This window comes from Streptomyces sp. WAC07094 (assembly GCF_036320405.1).
In the GTDB taxonomy this organism is placed as follows: Bacteria; Actinomycetota; Actinomycetes; order Streptomycetales; family Streptomycetaceae; genus Streptomyces; species Streptomyces lannensis.
This window is the reverse complement of the sequence record NZ_JAVMJZ010000001.1, coordinates 43825-69465: the sequence shown is the minus strand read 5'-3', so window position 1 is coordinate 69465 and position 25641 is coordinate 43825. Positions and strand designations below refer to the sequence as shown.

Here is a 25641-nt window from a genome sequence, read left to right as displayed (position 1 = left end):
TGGCACTCACTTTCTTCGGTCGGTATGCCATCCGCGGATGAGCACTACGGAGGGACCGGAAATCGGGCCGGTCGTGGGACGGACTCCGCGACCGTCCGATGGGGCCCCGCGATCCAGGACAACACGCGACTCCGGCGGCGCAGGGGCCGATTCCCGGCCCTGACCTGCCAGGGAAGCCGCTGCGTAGGACTCGGCGACCCCCTTTCCCCGGCCGACCGAGCACAGCGGCGAGGGAGAATGGAGGCATGGCCCGCAACGTCGAGCTCAGCGAGTTTCCGCGCCGTTCCCGCGCGCGTATCAGTCCCGAATCGGCCGGACTGCCCGAGCGCGGGGCCTATCGGCGGGTCCCGGGGCTCCGCCGGGAAGAGGTCGCCCAGCTGGCCGGGGTCAGCACCGACTACTACACGCGCCTGGAACAGGGGCGGCAGATCAGCCCGTCAGCCGCTGTGCTGGAGGCGGTGGCCGCCGCGCTGCGGTTGGATAGCGCCGAACGCGCCCACCTGTTCGACCTCGTAGGGCCCAATCCAGGCCGGGCCCGCCGTTCCGCACCGACCGTGCAGCGCGTCCGGCCGGGGGTACGGCGGTTTCTGGACTCCTTCACCGACCAAGCCGGCTTCGTCCTCGGCCGCCGTACGGACGTATTGGCCACCAACCACCTTGCCCGCGCACTCATGACCGACTTCGACGCCATGCCTGCGCGTGAACGCAACCTCACCCGCTGGATCCTCCTCGATGAGGATGCCCGCGCTCTGTACTCGGACTGGGAACAGGTCGCCGCAGAGATGACCGCCATCCTGCGGCTGGATGCCGGCCGTCATCCCGACGACACCCGAACCGCCGAGCTGGTGGGTGAGCTGGCGATGAAGAGCGAGCACTTCCGCCGCTGGTGGGCCGACCATCACGTCTTCGATCGCACCCACGGCCACAAGCGCCTGCACCACCCCGTCGTCGGTGACCTTGTCATCGACTACCAGGCCTTCACCGCGCTCGGCGAGACCGACCAGACACTGTTCCTGTACCTGCCGGCCCAGGACCAGGCCTCTCGGGACGCCTGGAAACTGCTCGCCAGCTGGAGCGCCCAGGCACCAGCAGCACCGCGTGAGAGGGACGGCCACAGCCGGGCACCTCTACGAACCCCGCACACTCGGTGACATCTCCGACGCCGGGTGTGACGCCCGGACTCCTGACACCGCAGCCCAACCCATCCGACGCCGTGGCAGATGAGCCCGTAAGGCTGACCTGCCAGGGCGTCGTCGGAGCTCTGTGTCAGGACGGGGCGAGGACGCAGAACTCGGTCCTCCGGGTCGACCAGGCACGTCCAGGGGGCGGCGCACAGGCCCAGGTCGATGTCGGTGGCACCGAGGGCCCGCAGCCGCGTCACCTCGGCTGCCTCGTCGGCAGAGACCCCCAGCCGGGCTTCAGGGGTGACCGCCGGGATGACTCCGTGCCCTTGTGGACGAGTGACTCCGTGACCTTGCGGGCCAACCGGAAGGCACGTCCACGGACCTCAGAAGACGATTCTGGCCCGGCGGGCGGCTGCGAGGGCGGACTCGGCTCCGGAGACCACTTCCAGCGCCACATCGGGGTCACGACCGGCCAGGGCGCGCATATAGTGCAGCGTGTCAGCGCGGATGACCGCTTTGGGCTCGCCGGAGCCGATCAGCCAGGTGCCGCCCGCAGGTCCGGTGAGTTCGAGGGCGATGGGTGCCTCGGACCAGGCCAGGGCCAGGTCGCGGACGGCCTGTTCGACGATCTGCCCGTCGTGATCGCCGACGGTGATGGTCTGTCCCGTCGCCCGTGCCAGATCGATGCGGTGCATCCATAGGTCGCGGTTGTAGATGGTGTCGAGCAGGTGGCCGACGGACACCCGGGGGGCCGTGGGCATGCCGGTGTCGAGATTGGCACGCCGCATCAGCCCGGGACGGCTCCGGCGGGCTTGCACGGCGCGGGGCCACAGCTCAGCGAACTCGGCGACCAGGTCCGGGCCCGATGCCTCGGTGTGGTCTTCGACCTGTGCCGCCATGTGGGCATCGATGGGGCCCTTGCCGCGATGACGCCGCCTTCCCGCGATCTCCCGGCGCAGCATCGTGCGCAGGCTGATGTTGTCCTCGCACTGCGCGACAAGATGGGAGACCAGGGTGCGCACATCCCATTCCACGCAGTCGGTGGGACGCCTCCAGTCGTCGTCGCCGAGCTTCTCGAGCACTTGCAGCGCCGCGCGACCCTCGGCCTCAGCGATCATGGCCGAACGGTCGCGGTCGATCTGCGCCAGGCCTGCGGCATCGACGAAGGTCTGAGTCATCTCACTCGCCCTCCTTTGGGGCGTAGTAGCGGAAGAACATGTCCACTGCCGTGCCCGTGAGTCGGGCGAAGCGGCCTTCTTCGACCTGTGTGGATGGTTCATTGGCGAGCTGCTGGCTGATCACGCCGGAGACCAGCGCCGTGTAGAGCGCCACACCTTCGTCGTCGGCGGCTTCGGGGGCCAACTGCCCGGCGTGCACGGCCGCCTGGAGGGCTGATCGCAGGACTTCCAGCAGGCGCACCGACGGTTCGTAGGCCTGGGGGGTTGGTTCGAAATTGGGTACGGGCCGCCAGTACAGCAGCTGCGCCAGCACCGGATTGGCCATCGCCCAAGCGACGCCGGCCTGTTGACCCGCCACGATGACAGCCCGCGGATCCTCGGCGAGCCGGGCACTGTAGGGCTCCAGGACATCGGCCGATTCACGTCCTCCGCGCTCGAACAGGGCGTCGTAGATGGCCATCTTCGATGGGAAGTACTGGTAGAGCGAGGGCGGACGCACTCCCACCCGCCGGGCGACCTCGGCCATGCTCAGCCCGGCCACGCCGTCCTCGGCCATGACTTCGATCGCGGTATCGAGGATCTCCTGCACGGTCTCATTGCGCCGTCGAAGCCTCCGGTCTTCCCTCATGCAGATAAGAAAACCTAATGCCAGTAGGGAAGTCAACACCTCTTCAGTTTTTCCGACTTCGGGGCAGCGTCAACTGCTCGGGTTCGTTGCCCGCTTCCACCACGTCAGCGTGTTGCGCAGGGCCGGTTTGTCCCCTGGCGACTGGTTCCAAGCCCGCTCCGAGCAGCATCTGCATCAGCGACATGCGGCGCTCTCGCCGTGCAGCGAACTCGGTCCGGCTCGTTGGCCCTTGAGGCAGTGCCGACTTGCGGCCCCAGCGCAACTGGTAGGGGCTGAGTCGGAGCCGGGGTCCTGCTGAGTCAAAGTCCTGCTGGGGTCGCAGCATTGCCGGGTTGGGGCGGGTGCCGGTCCGTACCGCAGCGCCGGAACGTCTGGAGTCAGGGCTGGCGGCCGCTGTCAGGTGGTGTGTGGATCGTTGTAGACGAGGGTGTCGAGTTGGATGTCGTAGGCGTGGTGGAGGGTCCAGAGGGTGGTGAGGCTGGGTTGTTTGGTGCCGGCGGCGAGGCGGTGGAGGGTGGATTTGCTGATGCCGGTGCGTTCGGCCACGGCGGCGACGGTGTCGTCGCCGTGTTCTCTGGCTTTGACCAGGAGTGTGGTCATGTGTAGGCGGAGCATGGTCTGGGACCCCCTCTGGGAATGCGTTTGTGCGGTTGGCCCACGCGCACGCAACGTATGCAAGTTGTCGGCTTGGAGTGACGCAAGGGTATTTTGATGCGCACAGGAGTTCGGTGTTGGTGATGTGGCCTGTGTGTTTGTGGATCTAGGGCTGTGACCTGCGAAGGTGCAGGAGTGCAACTGGGGGGCAGTAGTTGGCATGTGCGCTACCCTCCGGGGTCGGCGCGCTACTCTCCGGGGATGCGGAGTATGGAAGATCCCCCCCACGGGAGTCGGGCAAGGCGGCAGGCGCAGGCGCGGCGGGTCGGTGCGTTTTTGACGGCGGTGGCGACCGCGGCCGGGTACGACGTGCGGCGGCGGCAGGGCGGCCGGGCGCAGTTGGCGGCCGTGACCGGTCTGAGTTTGACGACGATCAGTCGGACGTTGGACGGCAAGACGTTGCCGCTTCCTTCGCAGCTGACGACCTGGGCGACGGTCCTGAATCTTGATCATCGCCGGATGCTGGTGGAGAGCGGTCTGATCCCGGAGCAGCGCGGGCCGCAGTCGGTGGAGAAGGATGTGGTGGTGGCGTCGGTGCTGTCCGCGCAGGAGGCGATGGATGCGTGGGGGATCACCGATCCCATCATCCGCAAGACGCTCGGCGGGAGTATCACCCAGGCGATCCAGTTGCAGGAGGAGTTGGACGCGGCAGGAGACTGGGGAGCGGTCGCCCTGGGGTGACACGGACTCGACGGAGGAACGAGCCCTTCCTCGACCGGCAAGATGCAACCTCCGCCCCGGTGACGGCGGACGATTTCGCCGAGCCTCTCGGGCGCTGCCTGCCCGCCTGCTGCTCCGTCTGTCCCGTTGAACGCCATGTGAGGGCCAAGTCGGCTGCCTGGTGGGCCGGGTTGCCGTCGCGGCGCATCGCGAAGAGCGTCGGTGCGCCGTGACGTCAATTTGAGGCGCGCTCCAGGGGCGTGTCCGGGTTTTCAGGGGTTTTTCGGGGTTGATGCGTGCCAACACGCCCAAGGGTATGGGGGAGTGCCGAGGTTTTTGTGTGGGCGTGTCAGGATCGGCGGGTTGGTTGTCCGTGCCGGGGAGAGGGGCGGCGGATGCTCGTTGTGCAGGGTGCCTCGGTGACTGCTGTCGTTCGTGGCAGTACGGGTGAACCGGTGATTTTGTTGTCCGGGAACGGGCATCGGGGTGTGCCGGAGCAGACGCTGCTGGATATGGTCCGGGCGGCTTCAGCTGTTCTGAGCGAGGCGGAGTTACGCGTGGTCAGCCAGGCCATCCCGCGTCTGCGGGCGGGTCGGGCGGATTCGCGTGTTGCGGTCGGTGACGAGATTATGACGGTCTACAGGCTGTCCGGCCACTGACCCGGGCTTGAGGCCGGAGTTCCCGATGAGAGCGGCGGGCTCGGGGCCCGTCTTCTGTCTTTCCGGGTGAAATACGCGTCGCCCGCCGTCGGCGGAATTCGACGGCGGGCGACGCGGCTTCATGGAAGGTGGATGCGCTGTCGGGTCAGTGGCGGCAGCAGTCCCAACCGTAGGAGTACAGGCTGTAGCGCCCGTGCCGGTAGCGGCCCAGGTCCCAGCCCGAGTGCCGGTCGCAGCGGTTGCGGTACCTGTCCCAGCGCCAGTAGTCGCGGTCGTAGCCGCGGTACCGCCGCAGGTCGACACCGTGGTAGCGGCGCAGATCCCCGTTGTTGCGGTAGTGGGAGGGGTGGTGGATCCGCGCACTGTCGCCGCGGTGGAGGGCGGAGGTGACGGGCGCCGCGGAAACCGATCCCGGCAGCGGAGTGGCGCTGGCTTCTGCCGTCAGGGGCACGGCAACCGCTCCGGCTGTCATCAGCGCGACTGCCACGGCCCTAGCAATGGTCTTCACGAACTCTCCTTTCGGACAGCAGGAATTCGATCATTTCCCTGCTGCTGCGTCAGACGCTACCTCGAATTCCGCACCTCTCTGGGGAAGCTGAAAGGGGGCCAGGTCCTGTGGGTGTGGTCAGCGGCGATTCGAAGATGCGCGGAAAGTGGCAGCTCAGCAGCCTTTCCGATAGGTACGGAACGGTGGATTCCAGTCTTTTTTGAAACACCCGTCCAGACGAATTCACTCCTCGTGGCGCAGCCCGCCGGCCGGGACCTGCAGGGAAATGGAATGAAATACGCTCGCCGGTGGAATTCTTACCTCTAATTGCCCCGTATTCGGTGGAGTGGGAAAATTGGGACGATGCCCTGTGGCCAGTTGTCTTCCGATCGGCAAGTGCGGTGGCTCGCGATGGATCTGACCCTGCCTTTACGGAGTTTGCTCCGGCTAGGGGCGCGGGTGTCCGGCACTGCGGGTCCTGATGAGCTGAGCCGCCGTCTGTTGGCCACCGGTGCTTCCACCGCGGAGCGGGCGGCAGGACGGTCGGGAAGCGCCGCGGCCCCCTGCCCGTGCCGTCCGTGGGTAGTTTGCGCAGCACACACGTTCTGGCCAACCGTCGACTCGGGGACTCTTGAGGGGACGTGAGTGCTCGACAGCTCTCACGGCGAGGTGGCCGAACCGAGCCTTTGCCGTCCGGGTGTCAGCCCCTCGCTTCGATGTACGACGCCAGATTTGCCAGCGACGAGGCGATCCCCGCCTCGTGGACCGCTTGGTCGATGCCGGGCGGCACATCCGTGGCGGTGACGGTCACCTCGGTACCGTCACCAACTGGAGCAAGGTGCCAGGTCATTGTCATGGTGCCCGCATACGAGGGGTCGTCGGCCTCGAACACCGCCCTCTGCACCAGGCGCGTGGGCGGGACCAGCTGCGCGAACTCGACGTCGACGACATCCGTCGCATCTGAAGTCTTACCGGGGCTTTCGGCGGGGTCGAGGTAGGTGAGTACCATCCGGAACCCTCCACCAGGCCGGGGATCCCACCGCTCGACGTGCCCTCGCATGCCTTCCGGCGGAAGCCACACCTCGAGAGACTCGCGATCGAGCAGGGCGTCGTAGACAGCCGCCGGTGGCGCCGAGATGAGCCGGCCGGCGCGGTCGGTCCTGTTGTTCATGGCCCGAGTCTAGAACCGGCCCTGGATTCTTCGTCTCTGTTCGCGGTGGGCAGCGTCGGTCCGATGGAGGACCTGGCAGCCGGGTGCGGGGGTGAACTGTTCGATCGGGTGGTCAGCGGCTGCCGGGCGGATGCGGCCTGACCATGACGTCATGGGCGAACACAGCGACGGTGATCCGGCGTTCCCAGGATGTCCGGCGTCCGACGGATGTTCGTCGAGCCCGGCCGGGCCTCTTGCCGCCCGAAACGTTTCGGAAGGGCCTTGGTCAATGTTGACGGGACTTTCATATGCCGCGCACGAACGGGCGAATGCCGTCGTACTACGACCGGATGTCACTGCCCCGCCCCCGGACTTCCCGCTGCCACGTCCACGTCCACGTCTACGGCTCCGCCGCTGGGGCGCCCGCCCCCGGGGTGACGAGTCCCGTCTCGTACGCCACGACGACGGCTTGGGCGCGGTCGCGCAAGCGGAGTTTGGCCAAGATCCGGGCCACATGGGTTTTCACGGTGGCCTCGCTCAAGCGGAAGTGCGCGGCGAGTTCGGCGTTGCTCAAGCCGCTGCCCAGTGAACGGAGGACTTCGAGTTCGCGGGGGGTGAGTACAGACAGGTCCCGGTGCAGGGCGGCGGCCGGGGTGTCGCGGGAAACGAAGCGTTCGACGAGACGTCGAGTGATGGCCGGAGCGAGTAGCGCGTCACCGGTGCGGGCAAGGCGGACGGCGGCGACCAGGTGTTCGGGGGTGACGTCCTTGAGGAGGAAGCCGCTCGCGCCTGCGGTAAGTGCGGCGTAAACGTAGCGATCGAGGTCGAAGGTGGTCAGCATGATGACGCGGGGCGGATAGGGTTCGGTGCCGGAGAGGATGCGCCGCGTGGCTTCCAGTCCGTCGGTCCCGGGCATGCGGATGTCCATCAGGACCAGGTCGGGGCGGGTGCGGTGGACAGCGTCGATCGCCTCGTCCCCGTCGGAGGCTTCGGCGACGACGTCGATTCCGTTCGCCGCCAGGATGAGGCCGAAACCGGTGCGGACCAGGGCCTGGTCGTCGGCGATCACCACACGTGGCAGCTCGCTCACGCCATCTCCTCAACTGGTATGACGGCGCGGAGCCGGAAGCCGCCGGTAGGGCGTTCGCCGGCCTGGAGAGTGCCTCCGTAGACGGCGAGGCGATCACGGAGGCCCCTCAGTCCGCAACCGCCCCCGGGACCGGCCGGTGCCTGGGAGACGCCACCGGTGTCGGACACATCGATGTGCACGGCGCCGGGGACGTGGTCGATTGCGATCCGTACACGGGCTCCGACGGCGTGCTTGACGGTATTGGTCAGCGCCTCCTGCACCACGCGGTATGCGGCCAGGTCGGCACCTGCGGGAAGGGGCACGGGGGTGCCGGTGACGATCAGTTCGACAGGGACACCGGTTTCGCGCATGCGGTCGGTGAGGGTCGGCACTTGGCCGAGGCCCGGTTGGGGCGTCAGGTCGGTGTCGGTGGCCGTGTCGCGGTCGTCACCGGCCATCGTCAGCAGACCCATGACATGGCGCAGTTCGGCCATCGCGGTACGTCCGCCGGCCTCCACGGACAGCAGTGCCTCGCGGGCCCGGTCGGGCGCGGTGCCCATCACTGTGCGGGCGGCACCCGCCTGGATCACCATCACGCTCACATTGTGGGTGACCACGTCGTGCAGTTCACGCGCGATCCGTGAGCGTTCGCGGTCGACCGCCAGTCGCGTGGCGGCCTCGTGTTCGTCCTGTAGGAGACGCAGGCGTTGCTTCCAGGTGTGGATCGCGTTGGCTGCGAGCCCCACACCGAGCAACGCGAGGAACGGCGCCAAATCGGGGGCAAAGGACGGGAAGCTCTCATCGTGGAACACAGCGAGCAGGCCGGTGCCGGTCACCAGGCCTGTGAGGGCGAGCGCCCGGTAGGCGCTGTATACGGCGGCGCTGTAGGCGGCGACCACACAGGTCAGGAAGGTGTACACGGTCGCGTCACCGCCGCCCGTGCGCTGGTTGAACAGCAGGCTCGCGCCGATCACGGCCCAGAAGGCGGCCAGCGGGTAGCGTCGGCGCACCACCAGGGGTAACGCGGTCAGCGCCGCCAACATCAACTGCCAGGACTGGCCCGCTTCGAGGTGATGCGCGACTCCCAGCGGCGCGGGCGGAGCAGCCGGCCCGGAGCCCGGCGTCGGCACGGGCGGTGGTGTCGGCACCAGAAACGGCGGGACCGGAGCGTGGCTGCTGCCCTGCCGGAGGACGGTTCCCACCGTGCATGCGGCGAGGACGAAGGCAAGGATCGCGTCGGCGGCCCACATCCACCGGGACGGCCGGGGCAGCGGGCTCGAGCGACGCAGCGCTGCGACACCCGCCCTCCACCGCTCCACGATCTCTGCAAGAACAGCTGCGCCCATGGGCACAGTCTCGCAAGCCCCGGACCCCGGCACATCCCTCCCGCCGAGGACCAGCACTACATCCCCCGCGTACATCGCAGGGATGACGCGAGCGGCTGGTCACCCGGGCACGGTAGCCCCTCTCGCCCTCGCAGGCGACGCACCGGGCACGGCCCAGCGCCTAACTTCGGGCCGAACCGTCAACTCCCGGCCCGTGGAGGCACCGTGCCAGCGACTGCGCCCGTGATCGACATCCGCCATGTGACCAGAACATACGGGGAGGGGTCGCCCGCTCTCGACGACGTGACACTGAGTGTGCCTACCGGAGAGGCACTCGCCGTCGTGGGGCCGTCCGGCAGCGGCAAGTCGACGCTCCTCAATCTGATCGCCGGACTGGACCGGCCGACCGCAGGCAGCGTCACGGTCGACGGACTGCGGGTGGACGAGTTGAGTGAGGCCAGGTCGGCGGAGTACCGGCGGGTGAAAGTCGGCATGGTCTTCCAGTTCTTCAACCTCCTTGACGACCTGACGGTCACCGACAATGTGCTGCTGCCCGCGCAGTTGGCGGGCCTGCCCCGGGCCGAGGCCCGAAGGCGTGCCGCCGGTCTGCTGGAGTACCTCCGTATCGACCGGCACGCCGGTGCCTACCCCGGCAGGCTGTCCGGCGGCGAGCGTCAGCGGGTCGCGGTCGCCCGGGCTTTGATGAACCGCCCGGCTCTACTGCTGGCCGACGAGCCCACGGGGGCGCTGGACACCGCCTCTGGAGAGTACGTCCGAGAACTGCTGACCGAACTCAACGCGGAAGGGCAGACGATCATCCTGGTCACCCATGATCTGGGCCTTGCCGAGTCCTGCGGGACCCGGACCGTCGAGCTGGTCGACGGCCGGATCGTGCAGGACACCGTGCACACGGCGGCGGTCGCCCGATGAGCGCGCTCGGGCGGGTGGTACGCGCCGGAGTCGGGCGGCGGCGCGTCCGTACCGCGGTGATCATCCTGACCACGCTCATGGCCGTGACCGCGTCGGTACTCGCCGCCGGGCTGCTCGTCGCGGCCCAGGCGCCCTTCGACCGCGCCTTCGCCAAGCAGCGCGGCGCCCACCTGACCGCGCAGTTCGACGGGACGAAGGCAACAGCCTCGAAGCTCGCGGCGACCGCGCACGCATCCGGCGTGACCGCCGCAGTCGGACCCTTCCGGACCCATTCGGTACGCCCGCGCACGGCGTCGCGCTCCGACATGCTTCCGGCCGGTGTCGATCTGCCGCCGCTCACCGTCGTCGGCCGGGCGGATGCCGCAGGCCGCGTCGACGGACTCACAGTCGTCGCGGGCACCTGGGCCACCCGACCCGGCCAGATCGTGGTGGCCTACGACAGGCCCGTACAGCCGGGTCAGCGGCTGACGTTCCCCTCCGCGCCGGGCAGCCCCACGCTGACCGTCGTCGGGGTTGCCCGGTCGGTGACCGGCAGTGCGGATGCCTGGGTGACTCCCGCTCAGGCCGAGGCGCTGACCGCGCCGGGCGGCCCCCTCACGTACGAGATGCTCTATCGCTTCCGCCACGCGGATACGGACGCCCAAATGGCCGCGAACCGCGCCGCCGTCACCACCGCAGTGCCGAGGGGCACGATGACCGGGTCGCACTCCTACCTGGCCGTCAAGCAACAGGAGACCGCCAACGCGATGGCCTTCGTGCCCTTCCTGGCAGCTTTCGGTGTTCTCGGACTGCTCCTGTCGGTGCTGGTCATCGGCATCGTGGTCAGCGGCGCGGTCGGGGCCGCGACCCGGCGCATCGGCATCCTCAAGTCCCTCGGCTTCACCCCGGCACAGGTCGTACGGGCCTACGTCGGGCAGGCGCTGATCCCGGCGGCGGTCGGCTGTGCCCTGGGACTGGCTCTGGGCAATCTGTTGGCCATTCCGGTGCTCCGTGAGATCGGCACGGCCTTCGGCGGCCCGGCAGCGTCGATTCCCGTGTGGATAGACGCCGTTGTCTCGACCGCGGCCCTCGTTCTGGTGGCCGGCTCGGCACTGGTACCCGCGTCGCGCGCCGGCCGACTGCGTCCCGTGGAGGCGATCAGCGTCGGCCGCATCCCCGACGCCGGTCGAGGGCGCCTGGTTCGGCGCCTGACCGGTCGGCTCCCGTTGCCGCGCGCGGTCAGCCTCGGGTTGGCGAACCCCTTCGTCCGCCCGACGCGCTCGGCGACGACGGCTGCCGCGGTCGCCTTCGGCGCCGCCACCGTCACCTTCGGCGTCGGGCTCGCCCTGACGCTCGGGGCCGTCCAGTCGGGCCGCATGCTCGACTCGGCCGGTTCGGTGGTGGTGGAGACCGGCGGCGGGCAGGCGCCGCCCGGTGCCCAGGTGGTGCACGCGGGCGGCGAGCCCGACGCGCCGAAGGCCGACCTGGCAGAGATCGCCACCGCGCTCCGTGCGCAGCAGGGGACGAGGCGCTTCTACGGCACGGCCCAGGCGGAGGTAAGCGCGTCCGGGATCACGGGCGCCACCACCGTGGTGGCGTATCAGGGCGACGCCTCGTGGGCCGCCCCGCAGATGGTCGCGGGGAGTTGGCTCGACGGCCCCGGTCAGGCCGTGGTCACCCCCCGGTTCCTGCGGGCCGGCGGAATCCGTGTCGGGGACACGGTGACCCTGACGGCTCAGGGGCGGCGGACCTCGGTGCGGATCGTCGGCGAGGCGTTCTTCACCCAGGGCGAGGGCATGGAACTCCTCACCCCGACCTCGACCCTCGCGGTACTGGGACTCGATGCAAAACCCGGCCGGTACCACGTAGAGACGAGACCGGGCACGGCTCTGGCGCACTACCTGACCTCGCTCAACACCGCACTGGAGCCGGTCGGCGCCGTTGCCCGGGCCAACACCGCCAACACATCCGATGTGATCGTGACCATGGACGCGCTGGTCGGGACGCTCACCCTGATGCTCGTTGCGGTCGCGGGCCTGGGCGTGCTGAACACGGTCGTCCTCGAGACCCGCGACCGGGTGCACGAGCTCGGCGTCTTCAAGGCTCTGGGCATGGCGCCCCGCCAGACCGTGACCATGGTCCTGACCTCGGTCGGCGGGATCGGCCTGGTCGCCGGTGCCGCGGGCGTCCCGGCCGGGGTCGCCCTGCACCGGTTTGTCACGCCGCTCATGGGTAACGCCATCGGCATGGCCCTGCCCACTTCGGTCGTCGCTGTCTTTCCCGCGCCCCTGCTGGCCGTGCTCGCCCTCGGCGGGTTGGTCATCGCGGTGACGGGCGCGCTGCTGCCGGCCGGCTGGGCCGCCAGGCAGGACACAGCGACCGCACTGCGCAGCGAGTGACCGGGCCCTGCCGCTTGCAATCGGCCTTGGCCAATCGCATGTTGCCAAGTGTGGACTGCGGCCCGAGCGGATGCGATGTGCCGGTGAGGCCGGCCTTCCGGTGGCAAGCACGATCCCGCCATCTGCCACCACGCGCTTTCGTTGAGGCCAAGGGAGGGCCGACGAACACGGCAGGGCCGCGGCCGTCATGGCGCGGCGGAGTTCCAGGACGCGCCCTCAAGAGGTAGCTTCCGCGCCCCCGACGGCATCGGCCACACTGCATGCGACGCGGACGAGTGCCGCGGTGGCGGTCGAACGGGACTGTTGCGGCCAGGCGATGGCCAGCACCGAATGTGGTGCGTCCGCGACGGGCCGGTAGACGACACCGGGGCGCGGATAGCGGGCGGCCACGGAGGCCGGCAGTAGATGAGGCGGGCCACCGAGCCCGACGAGCGTGAGCAGTTGGGCGAGGTCGCGGCCCTGGCCGCGGTGCCGGTTGATGAACTGCTCCACGTCGTCAGGGCGCAGTTCGAGGTCGCTGAGGGTCAGCCGGTCGCGAGCGGCAAGCGGGTGGGAGGCGGCGAGTGCTGCGACGCGCGGCTCATGGATCAGCGTCTCCGCGTCCAGGCCGGTTCGGTCGAAGGGCTCATGGACCAGGGCCGCGTCGGCTTCTCCCTGCCGCAGCAACTGTGGCTGCTCGTGCCAGCCGCACAGGCGGACGGCGACCGGTATGGCCGCGGGTTCCGACGCGAAGCGCGCGAGGATCGGCTCCAGCAGCCCCGCGTCTCCGTCGGCCTTGACGGCCAGGATCAGCTTCGGTTCCGTCGCCGCGGCGCGCTGGGCCCGCCGCTCGGCGGCCTGCAGGGCGTCGAGGACGATCTTCGCTTCCGCGAGCAGTACCTCTCCCGCAGGGGACAGCGCCACGCCGTGGGTGTTCCGGTCGAAGAGGGCGACGCCCATCTCCTTCTCCAGGTTGCGTATCGCGCGGGACAAGGGTGGCGGGGAGATGCCGAGCCGTTCGGCGGCACGGGTGAAATTGAGTTCTTCGGCGACGGCGACGAAGTAGCGCAGCGGGCGTGACTCCACACGGCCCCCTCTGTTCGGTATTGCCCTCAGGGTAACGCGCGAGATCCGATGGATCCTTCAGTTCGAGCGCGCTGCGCAGCAGGCTCGACAACGTCAGGTTCGCCTTGTTGAGCTGGAGTCATTGAATGATCGTCGTCACCACCCCCACCGGTCAGATCGGCCGACAGGTCCTCGACCACCTATTGGACGCCGGGGACGCCCTGGACGGCACGACGGACATCCGGGTGATCGCCCGGGAGCCCGAACGGCTCTCCGCCCGTGTACACGAGCGCGTGGAGGTCGTACGGGGCTCGCACGCCGACCCGGACGTCCTCGAGGAGGCGTGCGAGGGTGCCGACCGCCTGTTCTGGCTGGTGCCCCCGGCGCCGCGGGCCGACAGTGTCGAGGGCCATTTCCGAGCCTTCACCGAGTCGCTGTGCGAGACGATCGCACGCCACGGTTTGGAACGTGTCGTGGGTGTTTCGACCCTGGGCCGCACGGTGGCGAAGAACGCCGGGCAGATCTCCGCCTCGCTCGCCATGGACGAGGCGATCATGGCCACCGGTGTGCATTACCGCGCGCTGTGCCCGCCGTTCCTGATGGAGAACCTGTTGGGGCAGGCAGCCTCCATCCGAGACGCCGGGGTGTTCTTCCTGTCGATGACGGAGGACCGGGTGTTGCGCACATGCGCCACCCGCGACATCGCTGCCACGGCGGCCCGGCTGCTGCTCGACGGATCGTGGACGGAGCAGCACGATGTCCCGCTCGTAGGACCCGACGACCTGGCCCCTGGGGGCATGGCTGACGTCGTCTCCGAGGTGCTGAACCGTCCCGTGCGTGTCCAGCTGATCAGCAGCTCGGACTACAGGGCCGCGGCGCTGCGTCGCGGAGCGAGCGAGGCCTGGGCGCAAGCGCTGGCCGACATGACGGACGCCCTGAACGAACAGGGCTTCTACGGGGCTGACGCGCCGAGTACGCCCGAGTCGGCGCCCACCCACTTCCGCGAGTGGTGCGAGGAGGTGCTCAAGCCCGCCGTTCTGGGTTAGAGCGTGGCAGGGGCAGAGTTGCTCTCGATACGGCGAAGGCCTCTGAAGGGCTGAGAGTTCCGCTGTCGGGCCTCTGCCCCCGCCCTCGCGGTGCTCACGGTGGGGGAGGTAGGCGTCAATTCTCGCTGCCGGTCGCGCCGTAATTTCTCAAGTAGGCGGTCGGAGTGGTTCCGTAGACTGATTTGAAGTGCCTGATGAAGTGACTGGCATCTGCAAAATGCCAACGTGCTGCGATTTCGGAAACGCTGGCCTTGCTGCCCAGCCTCACCAGTTCGCCGTGTGCCTTCTGCAGACGCCGACGGCGAGCAAAAGCCATGATGGAATCATTGGATGCAGAAAAAGATCTGTGCAGCGTGCGAAGGGAAACCCCGACTGTTTGCGCGACCATCGCGGGGGACAGGTCGTGTTTGTCGAGATTTTTTTCGATGACGTTCTTCGCAGCCTTCAATGTGGCATTCGGGTGTTCCTGCAGCCCCAGCTCGGCGCGCTCGGAGAGCATTCCTGAAAACAAGGTCGCGCACGCATCCAACGCAATATTCTGCGCGGAGATGGAAAGGTCCAGATCGTCACTGGTCTTCTCGATCGCCTCCAGGAAGTTCAGGAGAAAGCGGACCTCGGGGGCAGAGATGTCAGAGACGTACGCCTGATTGAGCACCTTGGTCGATCGCATGCGCGAGAACAGCAGGTGCCTCGGGATGGTCACGACGCGTACGCGGGTGGCGGGCGCGCAATCGAATTCCCAAGAAGCCTTTGTGTCACGGATGCAGATCTGGCCCGGCGTGACGATGTGGGTGCCGTACTTTCCTGCGAAGCCGATCCGGCCGGCAGTGACCAGGTCGGCCACGATCGGATCCTGGTCCAGATTGCTCCCGGAAATCCCCGTCAGTGAGTCGCAGTAAACCTTTACCGACAGCAGGCTCTCGAAGAGATGTCCGTTTGCGGAGAATTTGAATCCATGAGCGGACTGCTGAGGGATGGTGAGGCGCGTGAGGTGGGAGAAGGGGCCGCCTTCCCACTCCTGGAAGATATGCTCGGTATCTCTTATCTGCCGGGCCGTCAGATTCATCTTGGTCTTGAAATCTGTTGCGCGTCCGCAGTTCAGTGAAGAGTCTGCGGAATCTTCCAGTTTCTGGTCACTCATCTGCGCCTCTTTTCGATCGCTCCAACCGATCTTCTTGGTGAAAGGCATAGGGCGATCGACAGGGGAATAGGACTGCTTGCAAGCAGGTGACATCGTTGTCGCACGCAAGGATTTGCTCACTTTACTTGCAGGGAAGGGTTCTTGTCGAATGATCAAGGAGCGTTGGCGCTGAGGTTCTATCGCGTGGCACGCACATACGAGCGCGCCCCCGACCGGCCGTCCAACCTTTCGGCTTGCATGAACCGGCGGAGCATCGCGAACGGGCGCTGATCCTGATCCTCCCCGCCCTCGCGGTCGGCGTTGCGACGCCTTATCTCAAGATCATCTCTGAGGCGTCTCCAGGGAAGCCGTGGAGCCGGGCGTCACGCCCTCACCGGAGGACATGTCGATGTGACCGCCGGGACCAACCTGCGCCCAGGAGTACGAAGTCGGCCACGAAGACAACGATTCCGATGATCAAAAGGTAAAAGAGCCCCTGCGTCAGTGCGCCGACAAGTCCCAGGGCGACAGCTACGAGTATGAAAAACAGGAAGAGCGCCAGCATGGCTGCTCACTTCCTTCGGTGCGTCGACATCGCGCGGTTCGGTGTCCGTGGCAGGAGACGGCCTCATGGAACCTGCTGCAGCTCCCTTCCGAGTGCCCAGAAACCACCGTAAATGTCACCCTACTCTCAATTGCCTCTCGACAAGTGTTGACCAGCTCGCTGTCGCTGAAGTGACTCGTGTGGCTGCTCCGGGCAGCCGTCGTTGTGAACGGCCGTCGGTGAGCGTTGGGCCAGCTCGTGTGCCGGTCGGAGCATCGCGGCACATGTGGCATCCCCGTTCTATCCGAGTGCCTGCGCGGTGTGATGAGTTTGGAGCAACCGCTGCGATGGGGGCGCGTCGCATGGGATTCCCCGCCCGCCGGGGAGCGCCGTGGCACGACGCAGACCGTCGTCCTCGAGCCGAGGCCGCACCCACCTTCCCCGTGAGGGCTGCTTCGGATCGACCGCGCAGGCGTGGATCGGGGGGCCGCTCGCATGGCCACCGTAGTCCCGAGCGTCCAGGGACCACAGAGAGACGACACCATGACACCGCTCCACGACCCGCTCAGACCGATCGTCTTCGCCTACACGGTCGTCCGCGACGCTTTGGCCGCCGGTGCGGACGGGCGTTGCACAAGGGACCCGGACGGCACGGTTCTGGCTGTCTCGGGTGCGCCTGTGGCCACATTGAACGGCGTCATCAATCCCAACCGTGATCCGAACCCCCAGGTGCTCGAGTCCCTGGCCGGCGATCCGAGCCTCACAGGGCTGCCCTGGAGTATTCAGGTCCGTGGTCGTGCCGGTCGGGCCGTTACTGAGGTGGCGGCACGGTTTGGGCTGACCGCGGTCAGCACGTTGCCGCTCATGATCAGGCGGCCCGGTGCGGGGGTGCTGCCGGGGCGCGCCGGGTCCCTGCGCATACGCCGGGTGGAGGATGGAGAGCTGGGGCTGTACGCCCGGACCATGGCGGAGGGTTTCGGTGTTCCCCATGAGGTGTTCGCGATGTTCGCCGAACCCGCCCTGGCCAAGACGGAGCACTTCGTCTTCTACCTGGCGGAGGCGGACGGCGTCGTAGTGGGTACGGGGATGTCCGCGGTCTCCGATCACCTCGTGGGCGTCTTCAACATCGGCGTGCTCCCGCAGCATCGGCGGCAAGGCCACGGGCAGGCCATCACGGCGGAGATCATCCGCGTGGGGCAGAGTGCCGGCGCCACGACCGCCTACCTCTACTCCAGTCCCATGGGCGAGCCCGTATACGCATCCCTGGGCTTCCGCACGGAAGAAGTCCTGACCGTCTTCACCGCCCCGGTGTAATCGTCCTCAGCCCTTCGGCTCCGAGCAGTCGGCACTGCGGGGGATCCCGCGCCGATCAGCAGGGGGGTGTCGGCTCGGAGCCGGACGGAAGTGAGTTGCCCGCGCGGCGCCATGGTCTGGCCGTGGCGATGAAGCCTCTCCGGCGGTGGAGGGAACGCCGGACACACCGACGGCTGGCGGCCGTCCTTCGGGCCGTCGCAGGTTGACGCACCGCTGCTCTGTCGCCGCGCAACGGACAGCCACCGTGCCTGTCCGACGGGTTGGGGCCCTTTCGGCCCGTACAACGTGAAACCGATCGCCCTGCTTCCCCGTTGGACTCCGGTTCCGAACCCGAAGGACAGTCGACGTCCAATTCCGACACCGACGGCCGTGTGTCGCACCGCAAAGCGACCGCTATAGCCGTGCCTCGTCGCGGGGCTGATCGGCACGCGAAGCCTCAGAACCGGCGCTCGACAACACCATCGTGACCCAGGGGTTTTCCCTCCCAGCGGATGGCTTTGAGTCGAGGCCCAGGCGGCGTGCGGCTTCAGCCCACTGCGGACAGCGGGCTGTGCCACCCGTTTGAGATGCGCCGGAAGGCTGACGGCGTCACGATGGACAGAGCGGAAGGTACCCCGGAAGGACCCGGTTTCCAGGCCGGCTCTTCAGCTCTGGGGTTGTGGCGGTTGCGGGCTCTATGACCCGCGCCGACAAGTACACGTTGCGCTGTGAGGCCTGCCGCAGGTTGCCGGTGTCCATCTTGTTCCGCCTGCTGGCTACGGCCCTCGATGCCCGCGCAACGGCTCACGCCCTCCGTGCGACTTCGGGGTACGGAGGGCGTCTGCATCCGCATTTGCCGTGCCCGAGGGCGAACGCCGAACCTGTCCGCCGCTGGACGATCGGGCGCGAATCGCCGGTAAGGCACGGAATCCGCAACGTGCTCGCCCGTCCTGTTACGGTCGCCTCGCGGACCGGGTGCTCCACCCCCCCGGGTGCCCGGCCCGCGCATCCATCGCGTGACGTCCCCGGCTGAGACGGGAGGCGAAGGCGTCGCGTGGTGCTCGCCGAGCAAGCCATAGCTTCACTCGGTAATGCTGCGGTGGGACGCGGATGGTCGAGCAGCCACGGCATGCGCGGAGTCTCGGCCACTGCAGTGGCCGAGACTCCGCGCATGCCGTGACGGGCTATCCGTCCGGTGTCAGCTTGGGTGGGCGGGCTTCAGCTTCCAGCCGCTGCCGCCGCATCCGGCTGCGGGCCGCGAGGCTGAGGGAGGCGCAGGTGAGGACGCTGATGCCAATCCCACGGTCTCTCAGGTGGCGAGCGGACCCGAGACTGACAGCGAAGGCATCGATGGCGGCTTGGGAGACTGCACAACGGATCGCGTACACAGCATGAGTGCGCGGCCAGGGTGACGGACGCTTCGTCATTCAGAAGCTCAAGGGATCGGGTGACCAGGAAGTACGTGCTCTTGAGAGTGGCGTTGACATAGAGGTCGAAGTCCTGCTCGTCGAGCGCGTACGGGTCATGACGGTGCGTCATCTCGATGCTGGTGTGGACGAGGTCCAAGTAGCCGTAGCGGTCGTCGATCTGCTGGATGAGGCTCTCGATTCCCGCGATCGTGGAAAGGTCGCAGGCGATGGCGGGGATGCGGCTGCCTAGTTGGCGCGCGGTGATTTCGAGATCGTCCGGGTCGCTGTCCGTGAGGATGACCTGGGCTCCCTGCCGATGCAGGTACCGGGCTGCTGCCAGTCCTGTCCCGGTGGCGTGCGTGACGAGACAGACCCTGTATACGAGGTTGCCGGGGGAGTGGGAACGCATTGAAGAGCTCCTGGGCATGGGGACGTGCCTGGCGGGGGTGTCGCCACTGCGGCGCCCCCGCCAGGACAGTGACAGCCGCTTAGTACTCGGGAACCTCGACCTTGCCCTGGGCGACTTCCATCATTTCGTCCGACAGTGGCTTCTCCTTCATGGCCAGGGAGGAGACCAGGGCGAGCGCCATGAACGGTACGGCCAAGAAGAAGACGGTCTGGAATGCGTGGGCGGTCGTGGCCGTGGACGGTGTGTTGCCGAGCTGGGCGGTAAGGACTGCGCCGAATGCTGCTGCGCCGAAGGCGCCGCCGATGCTCTTGAAGAAGTTCAGTGTGCCGGTGGCTGCGCCGAGGTCCTGGTATGCGGCGGCGTTCTGTCCAGCCAGGAGGGAGACCTGCACGAAGAAGCCGATGCCGACGCCGGCGACGAGGAGCAGCGTGATCAGGGTGAGCGTGCTGGTGGAGGCGTCGGAGAAGCTGACGAGCCACATGGCGGTGCCGGTCAGGATCGAGCCGATGACGGGGTAGAGCTTGTAGCGGCCCGTCTTGCTGATGACCGGGCCGGAGATCAGCGCAGCGGCGACCAGGCCGATCAGCAGTGGGATGACGTACAGGCCGGCAGTGAAGGCGGACTTGCCCTGCACGGTCTGCAGGAACATCGGCACGTAGAGCATGCCGACGAACAGCACCAGCGTGGCCAGGAAGAACTGCAACGAGGCGAGGTTGAAGACGCTGGAGCGGAACAGGCGCAGCGGTGTGATCGCCTCGGCAGCGCGGCGCTCGACGAGTACGTAGGCGATCAGCGCAACGGCGCTGAGGGCGATGAGGCCCCGGACGATGCCTGAGGACCAGGCGTATCGGGTGCCGCCCCAGGTGGTGAACAGCATGACCGCAACCGTGAAGACGGTGGCCAGCACGCCGCCGGCGTAGTCGATGCGGCCGCTGGAGGCCTGCGGGCGCGGCAGGCGCAGCTTGGCGGCGACGGTGACAAAGGCCGCGATACCGACGGGCAGGTTGATGTAGAAGATCCAGCGCCAGGACAGGCCGTCGGAGAAGGCGCCGCCCAGCAGTGGGCCGGCGATCAGGGCGAGGGTGGCGACCATGCCGGTGATGCTTTGGTACTTGGCGCGCCGGCGGGCGGGGACCAGGTCACCCATGATCGCCATGACCAGGGAGTTCAGGCCGCCACCGCCGATGCCCTGCAGGGCGCGGAAGAAGATCAGGACGGTCATGTTGCCGGCCACCCCGCACAGCAGTGAGCCGGTCAGGAAGACCCCGATGGAGAACTGGAAGATCTTCTTGCGGCCGTACATGTCGCCGAGCTTGCCGAAGATCAGTGTGGTGACCGCGCTGGTCAGCAGGTAGGCGGTGACCACCCACGAGGCGCCGGAGGCGTCGTGGAGGTCCTTGCCGATCGAGGGCAGGGCGGTGGCCACGATCGTCTGATCCAGGTTCGAAATGAACAGCACCAGCATCAGCGGAACCATCAGCAGCAGTACGCCGCCGTCGTGCGGGGGGCCGTCTTCGGTGCCGGCTGCGGGGTGCGGCATCGGGGTGGTCTGGGCGGACACGGTCCGACCTCCGGGAGGTGAGAAGAGGTAAGTTCCTATCGAAGGTAACTGACTCACCTTTTTGCCGCAAGGCGGAAATCGCCTGACGCGACTTTCCGCGTGACTCGACCGCGGAGCATGATCGCCTGAGTGCAGAGTGGCCCGCCGGGTGGATGCCTCAGGCGGGTTCAGCTGCTGCCGGAGAGGAGGCGAGTCCGGTGCGGCGCCCGTAGGCAGCCCGATGAAGGGTGGAAAAGGTAAGTGAGTTGAATTTTTCGTGTGAGTGTCTATAGTGAGTGCTATGCGAGCAGTGACGGCCGACGTCCCCCGCCCCGGGCTCCGGGAGCGCAAAAAGCAGATGACCCGCCAGGGAATCCTCGACGCTGCCGAGCACCTCTTCTCCGAACACGGCTACGAGGGCGTCACCGTCGCCCAGATCGCCGACCGGGCCAACGTCTCGGTCAAGACGCTCTTCAAGTACTTCGACTCCAAGGAAGACCTCGTCTTCGCCGGTGAAGCCGATGTGCAGGACGCCCTGTGTGACGCAGTGCGCGAACGTGAGGTGGGCCAGTCCCCACTGGATGCCGTACGCGTCTTCCTCAAGGACCTCGCCGCCGCCGACGAACACGCAAACGGCATCGAAGCTTTCCACACCGCCTTCGGCGGGGTCCCCCAACTCCGTGCCCGGCTGCTGCTCATGTACGAGCGTTTCGAGCAGGCTCTGGCCCATGTGTTGGCCGAGGAGAGCGAGAGCGAGGCCGGACATCCGGCACCGCGCCTCGTCGCAGCCCAGCTCATCTCGCTCTTCCGGCTGGTCACCAGCGAGGAGGCACGCGAGCGTGTCGCCTCTGCGTCAGCCGACGAGCGCCTGAATGCGCTGAACGCCTGGATCGATGAGTCAGCTGCCCTTCTGGCAGAAGGCCTTGCGGGCTACGGCATTCGAACGAGCGCCTCTGCCTCCTGATTGAGCGAAGCGTCCGCGCGTGGTTCAGTCTGAGGGCGCGGGCCTGCGCAGCAGCCACTGCCCGAACGTCCGACGCGGGGGCCGCACTACCACTTTGCCGTGGGTTTTCTGGCCGGCCAGCTCCACGCGCAGCGTGGTCGGTGTGTCCGTGGGTGTTTGCGTGCGGCGGTGTCTGAACTTGCAGTGGATCAGGGTCAGGCCGTCGACATCGATCTCGACGCCCGGCTTTGTGATCAGCGTCAGGCTCTTCCCCGCCATGGCCACGTCGATCCGCAGGGTGTCCTGTGTGATCACGGCCTCGGTGAAGTCCAGCGTCACGTCGCACCAGGTCACCGCGAGTTCCAGCCTGCGTGGCAGCACCCAGCGGCCCGTCCGCTCGACCGCGCCGCTGAACACCTGCTCGATCCGGACGACGTCCTTGGCCTCTACCGCGGTACCGTTCGCGGTGGTGGGCACGGCCGGCAGGTCGGCGGTGAGCACGGCCAGTTCGCTCAGAGTCCGCGCCGACAGGGCAGCTTCCAAGCGCTCGTCCAACTCGTCTGCGGTCAAAAGGCCGTCCCCCGCCGCGATACGCAGCACATCCACCACCCGGTCCCGGTCCGCGTGGGAGGCCCGCAGCTGGGGCGACGAGCCGGGGCTGGAGTACTTCCCCCTGGGCGAGATCTCTCCCGACATGCTTCCGTCCTGGTCCGGTGGAATGTCTCCGCGCGACGCAGGCGGCGGCGCGAGGAGAAGACTAACGCTGTATCGCGACATGGATCCCGGCTGGGCTCCATCATGGCGAGGTGATGGGTGAGCGCCGGTTCACGGAATGCGGCATCCACTGGCCGAGGCGCGGTTGGGACAACAGCCGCATCTTATGGGGCCAGTTCACACGGTTCCCGGGCCGCTGGCGTCGCGTCCGGAGTGTGCAGGACTCTCTTCAAACGGAGCCGCCGCAGACCAGAAGGCTTCGGCCGGCGAACAACGTCAGGGACAGTTACGGCGCGCATCGGCGTCTGGTCCCGGGACGTCGCGTGGGGCGCTCATGCTGTGTGGTCCCGTGCGGCGATGCGGGTGACCGTGACGGTGACGGTGACCGCTACCGGGGCGCCGTGGGCGGCGAGGTAGGACAGGACAGTGGCCCGTACCTGGTTGTGGACGTTCCGGGCTGCGTCTACCGCTCTGTGGCCCTCGACCAGGACGCAGCGCACCTCGATGTGCCATCCCGAGCCGTCAGGGAGCGGGTCGGTGCGCACGCCTGCTTCTGGCGGCATGCGTCCCGCTGTTGTCTCCGGCCGGGTGGGCAGCGCGGCTGCTGCCAGGCGGCGGGCCAGGCGGGGCTGCAGGCCGGCCACCCCGGGAACCGCGAGGGCTGCCTCGGCTGCGACTGTAGGGGGAGGGGACGTTGCGGTGGCGGCCATCACGCTTCACCTTCTGGGGCTGCTGCGGAGCCTGTTGCCGGGGGAGGGAAGGGCTCGAGTGTGTCGACCACGATGATGTCGACGGTCGTCACGGCCAGTCCCAGGGCTTGTTCGGCGGCATGGATGATCGATCGACGGACCTGATTGACCGTGTCGGGCAGTGGGCGCTCGAGGGCGGCGGCCAGGGTCATGGTCACCTGTACGCCGGTTCCCTCCCCTTCGGGTGCGAGCCGGCAGGTTGCGGCCCTGGCGCCCGGTACCGCGTCTGCGGCCCGCCGCAGGACTTTCGCCGCGGCGCTTTCTGCGATCCGCAGGTCCAGGACCGTGTCGGCGAGAGGCAGGAGCCGTCCGAGCCGGACCTCGGCCCGGACGATGTCCATGACACGGTGGGCGAGCGCCTGCAGGCCGGGAGGATCCTTGGCGCGCAGCGCCCGCGTGGCCGCGTTCAACGTGGCCAGTCCTTCGACGGCCTCGCGGCAGTGGGGGCATGAGGCGGCGTGCGGATCGGTGGTCGGCGTCGCGTCCTGCGCCTGTTCCCAGGCCTTGCTGAGCAGGCGGCCGCAGGGCAGTGCCTGGTCGCCCGCGAACGGGGCTGCGTCGCGGGTGGCCGGGTCGTCGTGAGGACCGTCGTTGCCCGGTGGTTCGGAAGGCTGTGCGTGCGGATCGTCTAGCGCCATGGGGCCATCGCCTCCTTCAGCAGCCGACGTGCCCTGAACAGTCTGCCTCGGACCGCCTGCTCGCTGGTCTGTGTCACCTGGGCGATCTCCTTGTAGGACAGGTCTTGCAATTCCCGCAGGATCCAGCAGACACGCAGTGCGGCATCCATCTCACCGAGCGCGCACATCAAGGCGGCCGCTTCTGCGTCGTCCTCCGCGGCTCGGGCGGGCGAGCTCGCCTCGTCGCCCGCCGCGGGTTCGGCGACGGTGTCCAGAGGGAGGGGCGGCGTCCGGCGGTGCAGCATGGTCAGGCAGCGATTGACGGTGATGCGGTATATCCAGGTGCGGAACTGCGCTGTGTGGCGGTATTCCGGCAGGCAACGCCAGGCGCTGACGAAGGCGTCCTGAACAGCCTCCTCGGCGTCCTGGGAGTTGCCGAGCATGTAACAGGCGAGGCCGAGCAGGCCACGGCTGTGGCGCCGGACGAGAACAGCGAATGCGTCGTCGTCTCCCTCGGCAGCCCGCACGGCCAGCAGCCCGTCCGGCAGGTCGTTTTCCAGCTGCGGGAACCCGGTTCGTTCCATCATGCGACTCCTGTGCGCCGGTCCCACGACGGTCAGGTACCCGATCCGATGAATGTGATGTGCGTCACATCGAATGGGTGTGAGGAGTGCGCCCTGCGAGGTGTCCAACCTTGTGACGGGCATCACATGATGTCCGGTCCGACCGACCGATCGAGGCGACCGCCATGACCGACAACAGCACCAGCATCGGCTTGGACAGGCGGCCGGAGGCGGGCGTGAGCGCGCTGAAGGGCCATACCGGGGCCGAGGCTCCGGCGGAGACCCGGGGGAAGACGACCATCGCAGACGGCGTGGTCGCCAAGATCGCGGGGATGGCCGCCCGCGAGGTACCGGGCATCCACAACCTCGGGGCGGGCATGGCCCGTGCCATCGGCGCGGTGCGCGAACGCGTCCCCGGCCCGGGCGGCAGTGTCGCGCAAGGGGTGAAGGTCGAGGTCGGGGAGAGCCAGGCCGCCCTGGACCTGGACGTCGTCGTCGAGTACGGCGTCTGCATCGTCGACGTCGCCCGTGACGTGCGCACCAACGTGATCAGTGCCGTGGAGCGGATGACCGGACTGGAGGTCGTCGAGGTGAACCTCACCGTCGATGACGTCCACCTGCCCGACGAGGAGGACGAGTCCGAATCGGACGAGGGGCGCGTGAGGTGACCGCCGTACCGCCGGGCGTCCTCGGCGCCGACGGCGGGACGTGAGGGTGCTCGCGAGAAGGTGAGTGCGAGATGAACACAGCGATTACGGGGCTGGCAGCAGGCATGGCGCTGGGCTTCGCAGGCTACTTCGGCGGCTTCTGGGCGTTCCTGCTGGTCCTGGTTCTGGGCGTGGCCGGTTTGACGGCCGGCCTCGCGGTGCAAGGAGACCTGGATCTTGCCCTCCGCTCACGGAGGCGTCAGTGAATGCCCGCCCCGGCTCCGCCGTATCCACCGGCAGCGGACCGCCGCCATCGCCGCGGACCGCCGGCCTGCCACCCCCGGCCGAGCGCGGTGCCACGGTCATACCAGACAAGGTGGTCGCCCGGATCGCCGCTCGGGCCGCACGTGCGGCTCAATCCCGGCGCGCCGCCCTACCACCCGAGCGGGGCGGATCGTCGGTCCCCAGCGCCTCCGCGGCCTCCCACACGGGACGGGTGCGCCTGCACCTGGCGCTGGACCTGCCCTATCCCGCAGACCTCCCCTCCCTCTGCGAGCGGATACAGCACGACGTCGCCGAGCGAGTGACTCAGCTGACCGGCCTGCACGTCGGAGAGGTCACCCTGACCGTCCGGCGCCTGGTGACGGCCGCGAACCGGGGACGGGTCCGGTGAGCCTGCCGGATCGCGTCGCACAGCAAGCCGCGCACTCACACGAAGGAGGACCGGCAATGACACCCCACCCGGGCCCTCCCGCTCCAGA

Annotated in this window: 26 protein-coding genes and 1 pseudogene; 11 read left to right on the top strand and 16 right to left on the bottom strand. The window is 68.0% G+C overall.

What is annotated here, in order from left to right; translation table 11 throughout:
* The first annotated feature begins 245 nt into the window (after positions 1-245).
* Positions 246-1151 (top strand): helix-turn-helix transcriptional regulator, encoded by a 906-nt coding sequence (locus RCR19_RS00330; protein WP_331263141.1) that lies wholly within the window; start codon positions 246-248, stop codon positions 1149-1151.
* Positions 1152-1266: 115 nt separating this feature from the next.
* Here the strand turns inward: RCR19_RS00330 and RCR19_RS00325 are convergent.
* The 4 genes and pseudogenes from RCR19_RS00325 to RCR19_RS00310 form a co-directional block, all read right to left on the bottom strand.
* Positions 1267-1396 (bottom strand): annotated as a pseudogene (locus RCR19_RS00325) (VOC family protein); the annotation flags it as partial.
* Positions 1397-1507: 111 nt separating this feature from the next.
* Positions 1508-2302, bottom strand: a complete 795-nt coding sequence (locus tag RCR19_RS00320; RefSeq protein WP_331263140.1) for a maleylpyruvate isomerase family mycothiol-dependent enzyme — start codon at positions 2300-2302, stop codon at positions 1508-1510.
* Between the two features lies 1 nt (position 2303).
* Entirely contained in the window at positions 2304-2891 is a 588-nt protein-coding gene (locus RCR19_RS00315) for a TetR/AcrR family transcriptional regulator (RefSeq protein ID WP_331263139.1), read from the bottom strand.
* A 435-nt stretch (positions 2892-3326) separates the two neighbouring features.
* The gene (locus tag RCR19_RS00310; protein ID WP_331263138.1) at positions 3327-3530 is read right to left on the bottom strand and encodes a helix-turn-helix transcriptional regulator; all 204 of its coding nucleotides are present in this window, start codon (positions 3528-3530) and stop codon (positions 3327-3329) included.
* A gap of 339 nt (positions 3531-3869) precedes the next feature.
* Here RCR19_RS00310 and RCR19_RS00305 point away from each other — a divergent pair, with 339 nt between their 5' ends.
* Both RCR19_RS00305 and RCR19_RS00300 read left to right on the top strand, forming a co-directional pair.
* Positions 3870-4265 (top strand): transcriptional regulator, encoded by a 396-nt coding sequence (locus RCR19_RS00305; protein WP_331263137.1) that lies wholly within the window; start codon positions 3870-3872, stop codon positions 4263-4265.
* 374 nt (positions 4266-4639) lie between these two features.
* Entirely contained in the window at positions 4640-4903 is a 264-nt protein-coding gene (locus RCR19_RS00300; RefSeq protein ID WP_331263136.1) for a hypothetical protein, read from the top strand.
* Positions 4904-5048: 145 nt separating this feature from the next.
* Here RCR19_RS00300 and RCR19_RS00295 read toward each other — a convergent pair whose 3' ends face one another.
* The 4 genes from RCR19_RS00295 to RCR19_RS00280 form a co-directional block, all read right to left on the bottom strand.
* Positions 5049-5411: a hypothetical protein gene (locus RCR19_RS00295; protein ID WP_331263135.1), complete on the bottom strand. Its 363-nt coding sequence runs from the start codon at positions 5409-5411 to the stop codon at positions 5049-5051.
* A gap of 679 nt (positions 5412-6090) precedes the next feature.
* Positions 6091-6561 carry an SRPBCC family protein gene (locus tag RCR19_RS00290; protein WP_331263134.1) on the bottom strand — a complete coding sequence of 157 codons (471 nt, stop codon included), beginning with the start codon at positions 6559-6561 and terminating at the stop codon, positions 6091-6093.
* Positions 6562-6940: 379 nt separating this feature from the next.
* Complete coding sequence (locus tag RCR19_RS00285; protein WP_331263133.1) at positions 6941-7630, bottom strand: response regulator transcription factor; 690 nt, start codon at positions 7628-7630, stop codon at positions 6941-6943.
* A complete protein-coding gene (locus RCR19_RS00280; protein WP_331263132.1) occupies positions 7627-8955 on the bottom strand; it encodes a histidine kinase in 1329 nt (442 codons plus the stop codon). Before RCR19_RS00280 ends, RCR19_RS00285 begins: the two co-directional genes overlap by 4 nt.
* Before the next feature lie 204 nt (positions 8956-9159).
* On the opposite strand from RCR19_RS00280, the gene RCR19_RS00275 reads away from it, so the two are divergent.
* Together RCR19_RS00275 and RCR19_RS00270 are read left to right on the top strand one after the other, a co-directional pair.
* Positions 9160-9864: an ABC transporter ATP-binding protein gene (locus RCR19_RS00275; protein ID WP_331263131.1), complete on the top strand. Its 705-nt coding sequence runs from the start codon at positions 9160-9162 to the stop codon at positions 9862-9864.
* The gene (locus RCR19_RS00270; protein ID WP_331263130.1) at positions 9861-12242 is read left to right on the top strand and encodes an FtsX-like permease family protein; all 2382 of its coding nucleotides are present in this window, start codon (positions 9861-9863) and stop codon (positions 12240-12242) included. The genes RCR19_RS00275 and RCR19_RS00270 overlap by 4 nt, the downstream gene beginning before the upstream one ends.
* Before the next feature lie 216 nt (positions 12243-12458).
* Here RCR19_RS00270 and RCR19_RS00265 read toward each other — a convergent pair whose 3' ends face one another.
* Positions 12459-13307: a LysR family transcriptional regulator gene (locus tag RCR19_RS00265; protein WP_331263129.1), complete on the bottom strand. Its 849-nt coding sequence runs from the start codon at positions 13305-13307 to the stop codon at positions 12459-12461.
* 125 nt (positions 13308-13432) lie between these two features.
* On the opposite strand from RCR19_RS00265, the gene RCR19_RS00260 reads away from it, so the two are divergent.
* A complete protein-coding gene (locus tag RCR19_RS00260; protein WP_331263128.1) occupies positions 13433-14332 on the top strand; it encodes an NAD(P)H-binding protein in 900 nt (299 codons plus the stop codon).
* A gap of 115 nt (positions 14333-14447) precedes the next feature.
* Here the strand turns inward: RCR19_RS00260 and RCR19_RS00255 are convergent, their stop codons facing one another.
* Positions 14448-15521, bottom strand: coding sequence for a helix-turn-helix transcriptional regulator (locus RCR19_RS00255; RefSeq protein WP_331263127.1), 1074 nt, complete (start codon positions 15519-15521; stop codon positions 14448-14450).
* A gap of 1339 nt (positions 15522-16860) precedes the next feature.
* On the opposite strand from RCR19_RS00255, the gene RCR19_RS00250 reads away from it, so the two are divergent.
* Positions 16861-17310, top strand: coding sequence for a GNAT family N-acetyltransferase (locus RCR19_RS00250; protein WP_331263126.1), 450 nt, complete (start codon positions 16861-16863; stop codon positions 17308-17310).
* Positions 17311-18507: 1197 nt separating this feature from the next.
* Here RCR19_RS00250 and RCR19_RS00245 read toward each other — a convergent pair.
* Both RCR19_RS00245 and RCR19_RS00240 read right to left on the bottom strand, forming a co-directional pair.
* Complete coding sequence (locus tag RCR19_RS00245) at positions 18508-19107, bottom strand: SDR family oxidoreductase (RefSeq protein WP_331263125.1); 600 nt, start codon at positions 19105-19107, stop codon at positions 18508-18510.
* Positions 19108-19186: 79 nt separating this feature from the next.
* Positions 19187-20668 carry an MDR family MFS transporter gene (locus RCR19_RS00240; RefSeq protein WP_331263124.1) on the bottom strand — a complete coding sequence of 494 codons (1482 nt, stop codon included), beginning with the start codon at positions 20666-20668 and terminating at the stop codon, positions 19187-19189.
* A 280-nt stretch (positions 20669-20948) separates the two neighbouring features.
* On the opposite strand from RCR19_RS00240, the gene RCR19_RS00235 reads away from it, so the two are divergent.
* Positions 20949-21611, top strand: a complete 663-nt coding sequence (locus RCR19_RS00235; RefSeq protein WP_331263123.1) for a helix-turn-helix domain-containing protein — start codon at positions 20949-20951, stop codon at positions 21609-21611.
* A 24-nt stretch (positions 21612-21635) separates the two neighbouring features.
* On the opposite strand, the gene RCR19_RS00230 is transcribed toward RCR19_RS00235, so the two are convergent.
* From RCR19_RS00230 to RCR19_RS00215, 4 genes are all read right to left on the bottom strand, one after another.
* Entirely contained in the window at positions 21636-22286 is a 651-nt protein-coding gene (locus RCR19_RS00230) for a DUF1707 domain-containing protein (RefSeq protein WP_331263122.1), read from the bottom strand.
* Positions 22287-22636: 350 nt separating this feature from the next.
* Positions 22637-23014, bottom strand: a complete 378-nt coding sequence (locus tag RCR19_RS00225; protein WP_331263121.1) for a hypothetical protein — start codon at positions 23012-23014, stop codon at positions 22637-22639.
* Complete coding sequence (locus RCR19_RS00220) at positions 23014-23691, bottom strand: hypothetical protein (RefSeq protein WP_331263120.1); 678 nt, start codon at positions 23689-23691, stop codon at positions 23014-23016. The genes RCR19_RS00225 and RCR19_RS00220 overlap by 1 nt, the downstream gene beginning before the upstream one ends.
* Positions 23682-24257, bottom strand: coding sequence for an RNA polymerase sigma factor (locus tag RCR19_RS00215; RefSeq protein ID WP_331263119.1), 576 nt, complete (start codon positions 24255-24257; stop codon positions 23682-23684). Before RCR19_RS00215 ends, RCR19_RS00220 begins: the two co-directional genes overlap by 10 nt.
* A 161-nt stretch (positions 24258-24418) precedes the next feature.
* Between RCR19_RS00215 and RCR19_RS00210 the strand changes: the two genes are divergently transcribed.
* The 3 genes from RCR19_RS00210 (at position 24419) to RCR19_RS00200 (ending at position 25553) form a co-directional block, all read left to right on the top strand.
* A complete protein-coding gene (locus tag RCR19_RS00210; RefSeq protein WP_331263118.1) occupies positions 24419-24901 on the top strand; it encodes an Asp23/Gls24 family envelope stress response protein in 483 nt (160 codons plus the stop codon).
* 71 nt (positions 24902-24972) lie between these two features.
* A complete protein-coding gene (locus RCR19_RS00205) occupies positions 24973-25146 on the top strand; it encodes a hypothetical protein (RefSeq protein WP_331263117.1) in 174 nt (57 codons plus the stop codon).
* A 230-nt stretch (positions 25147-25376) separates the two neighbouring features.
* Positions 25377-25553, top strand: a complete 177-nt coding sequence (locus tag RCR19_RS00200) for a hypothetical protein (protein WP_331263116.1) — start codon at positions 25377-25379, stop codon at positions 25551-25553.
* The last annotated feature ends 88 nt before the right edge of the window (positions 25554-25641 follow it).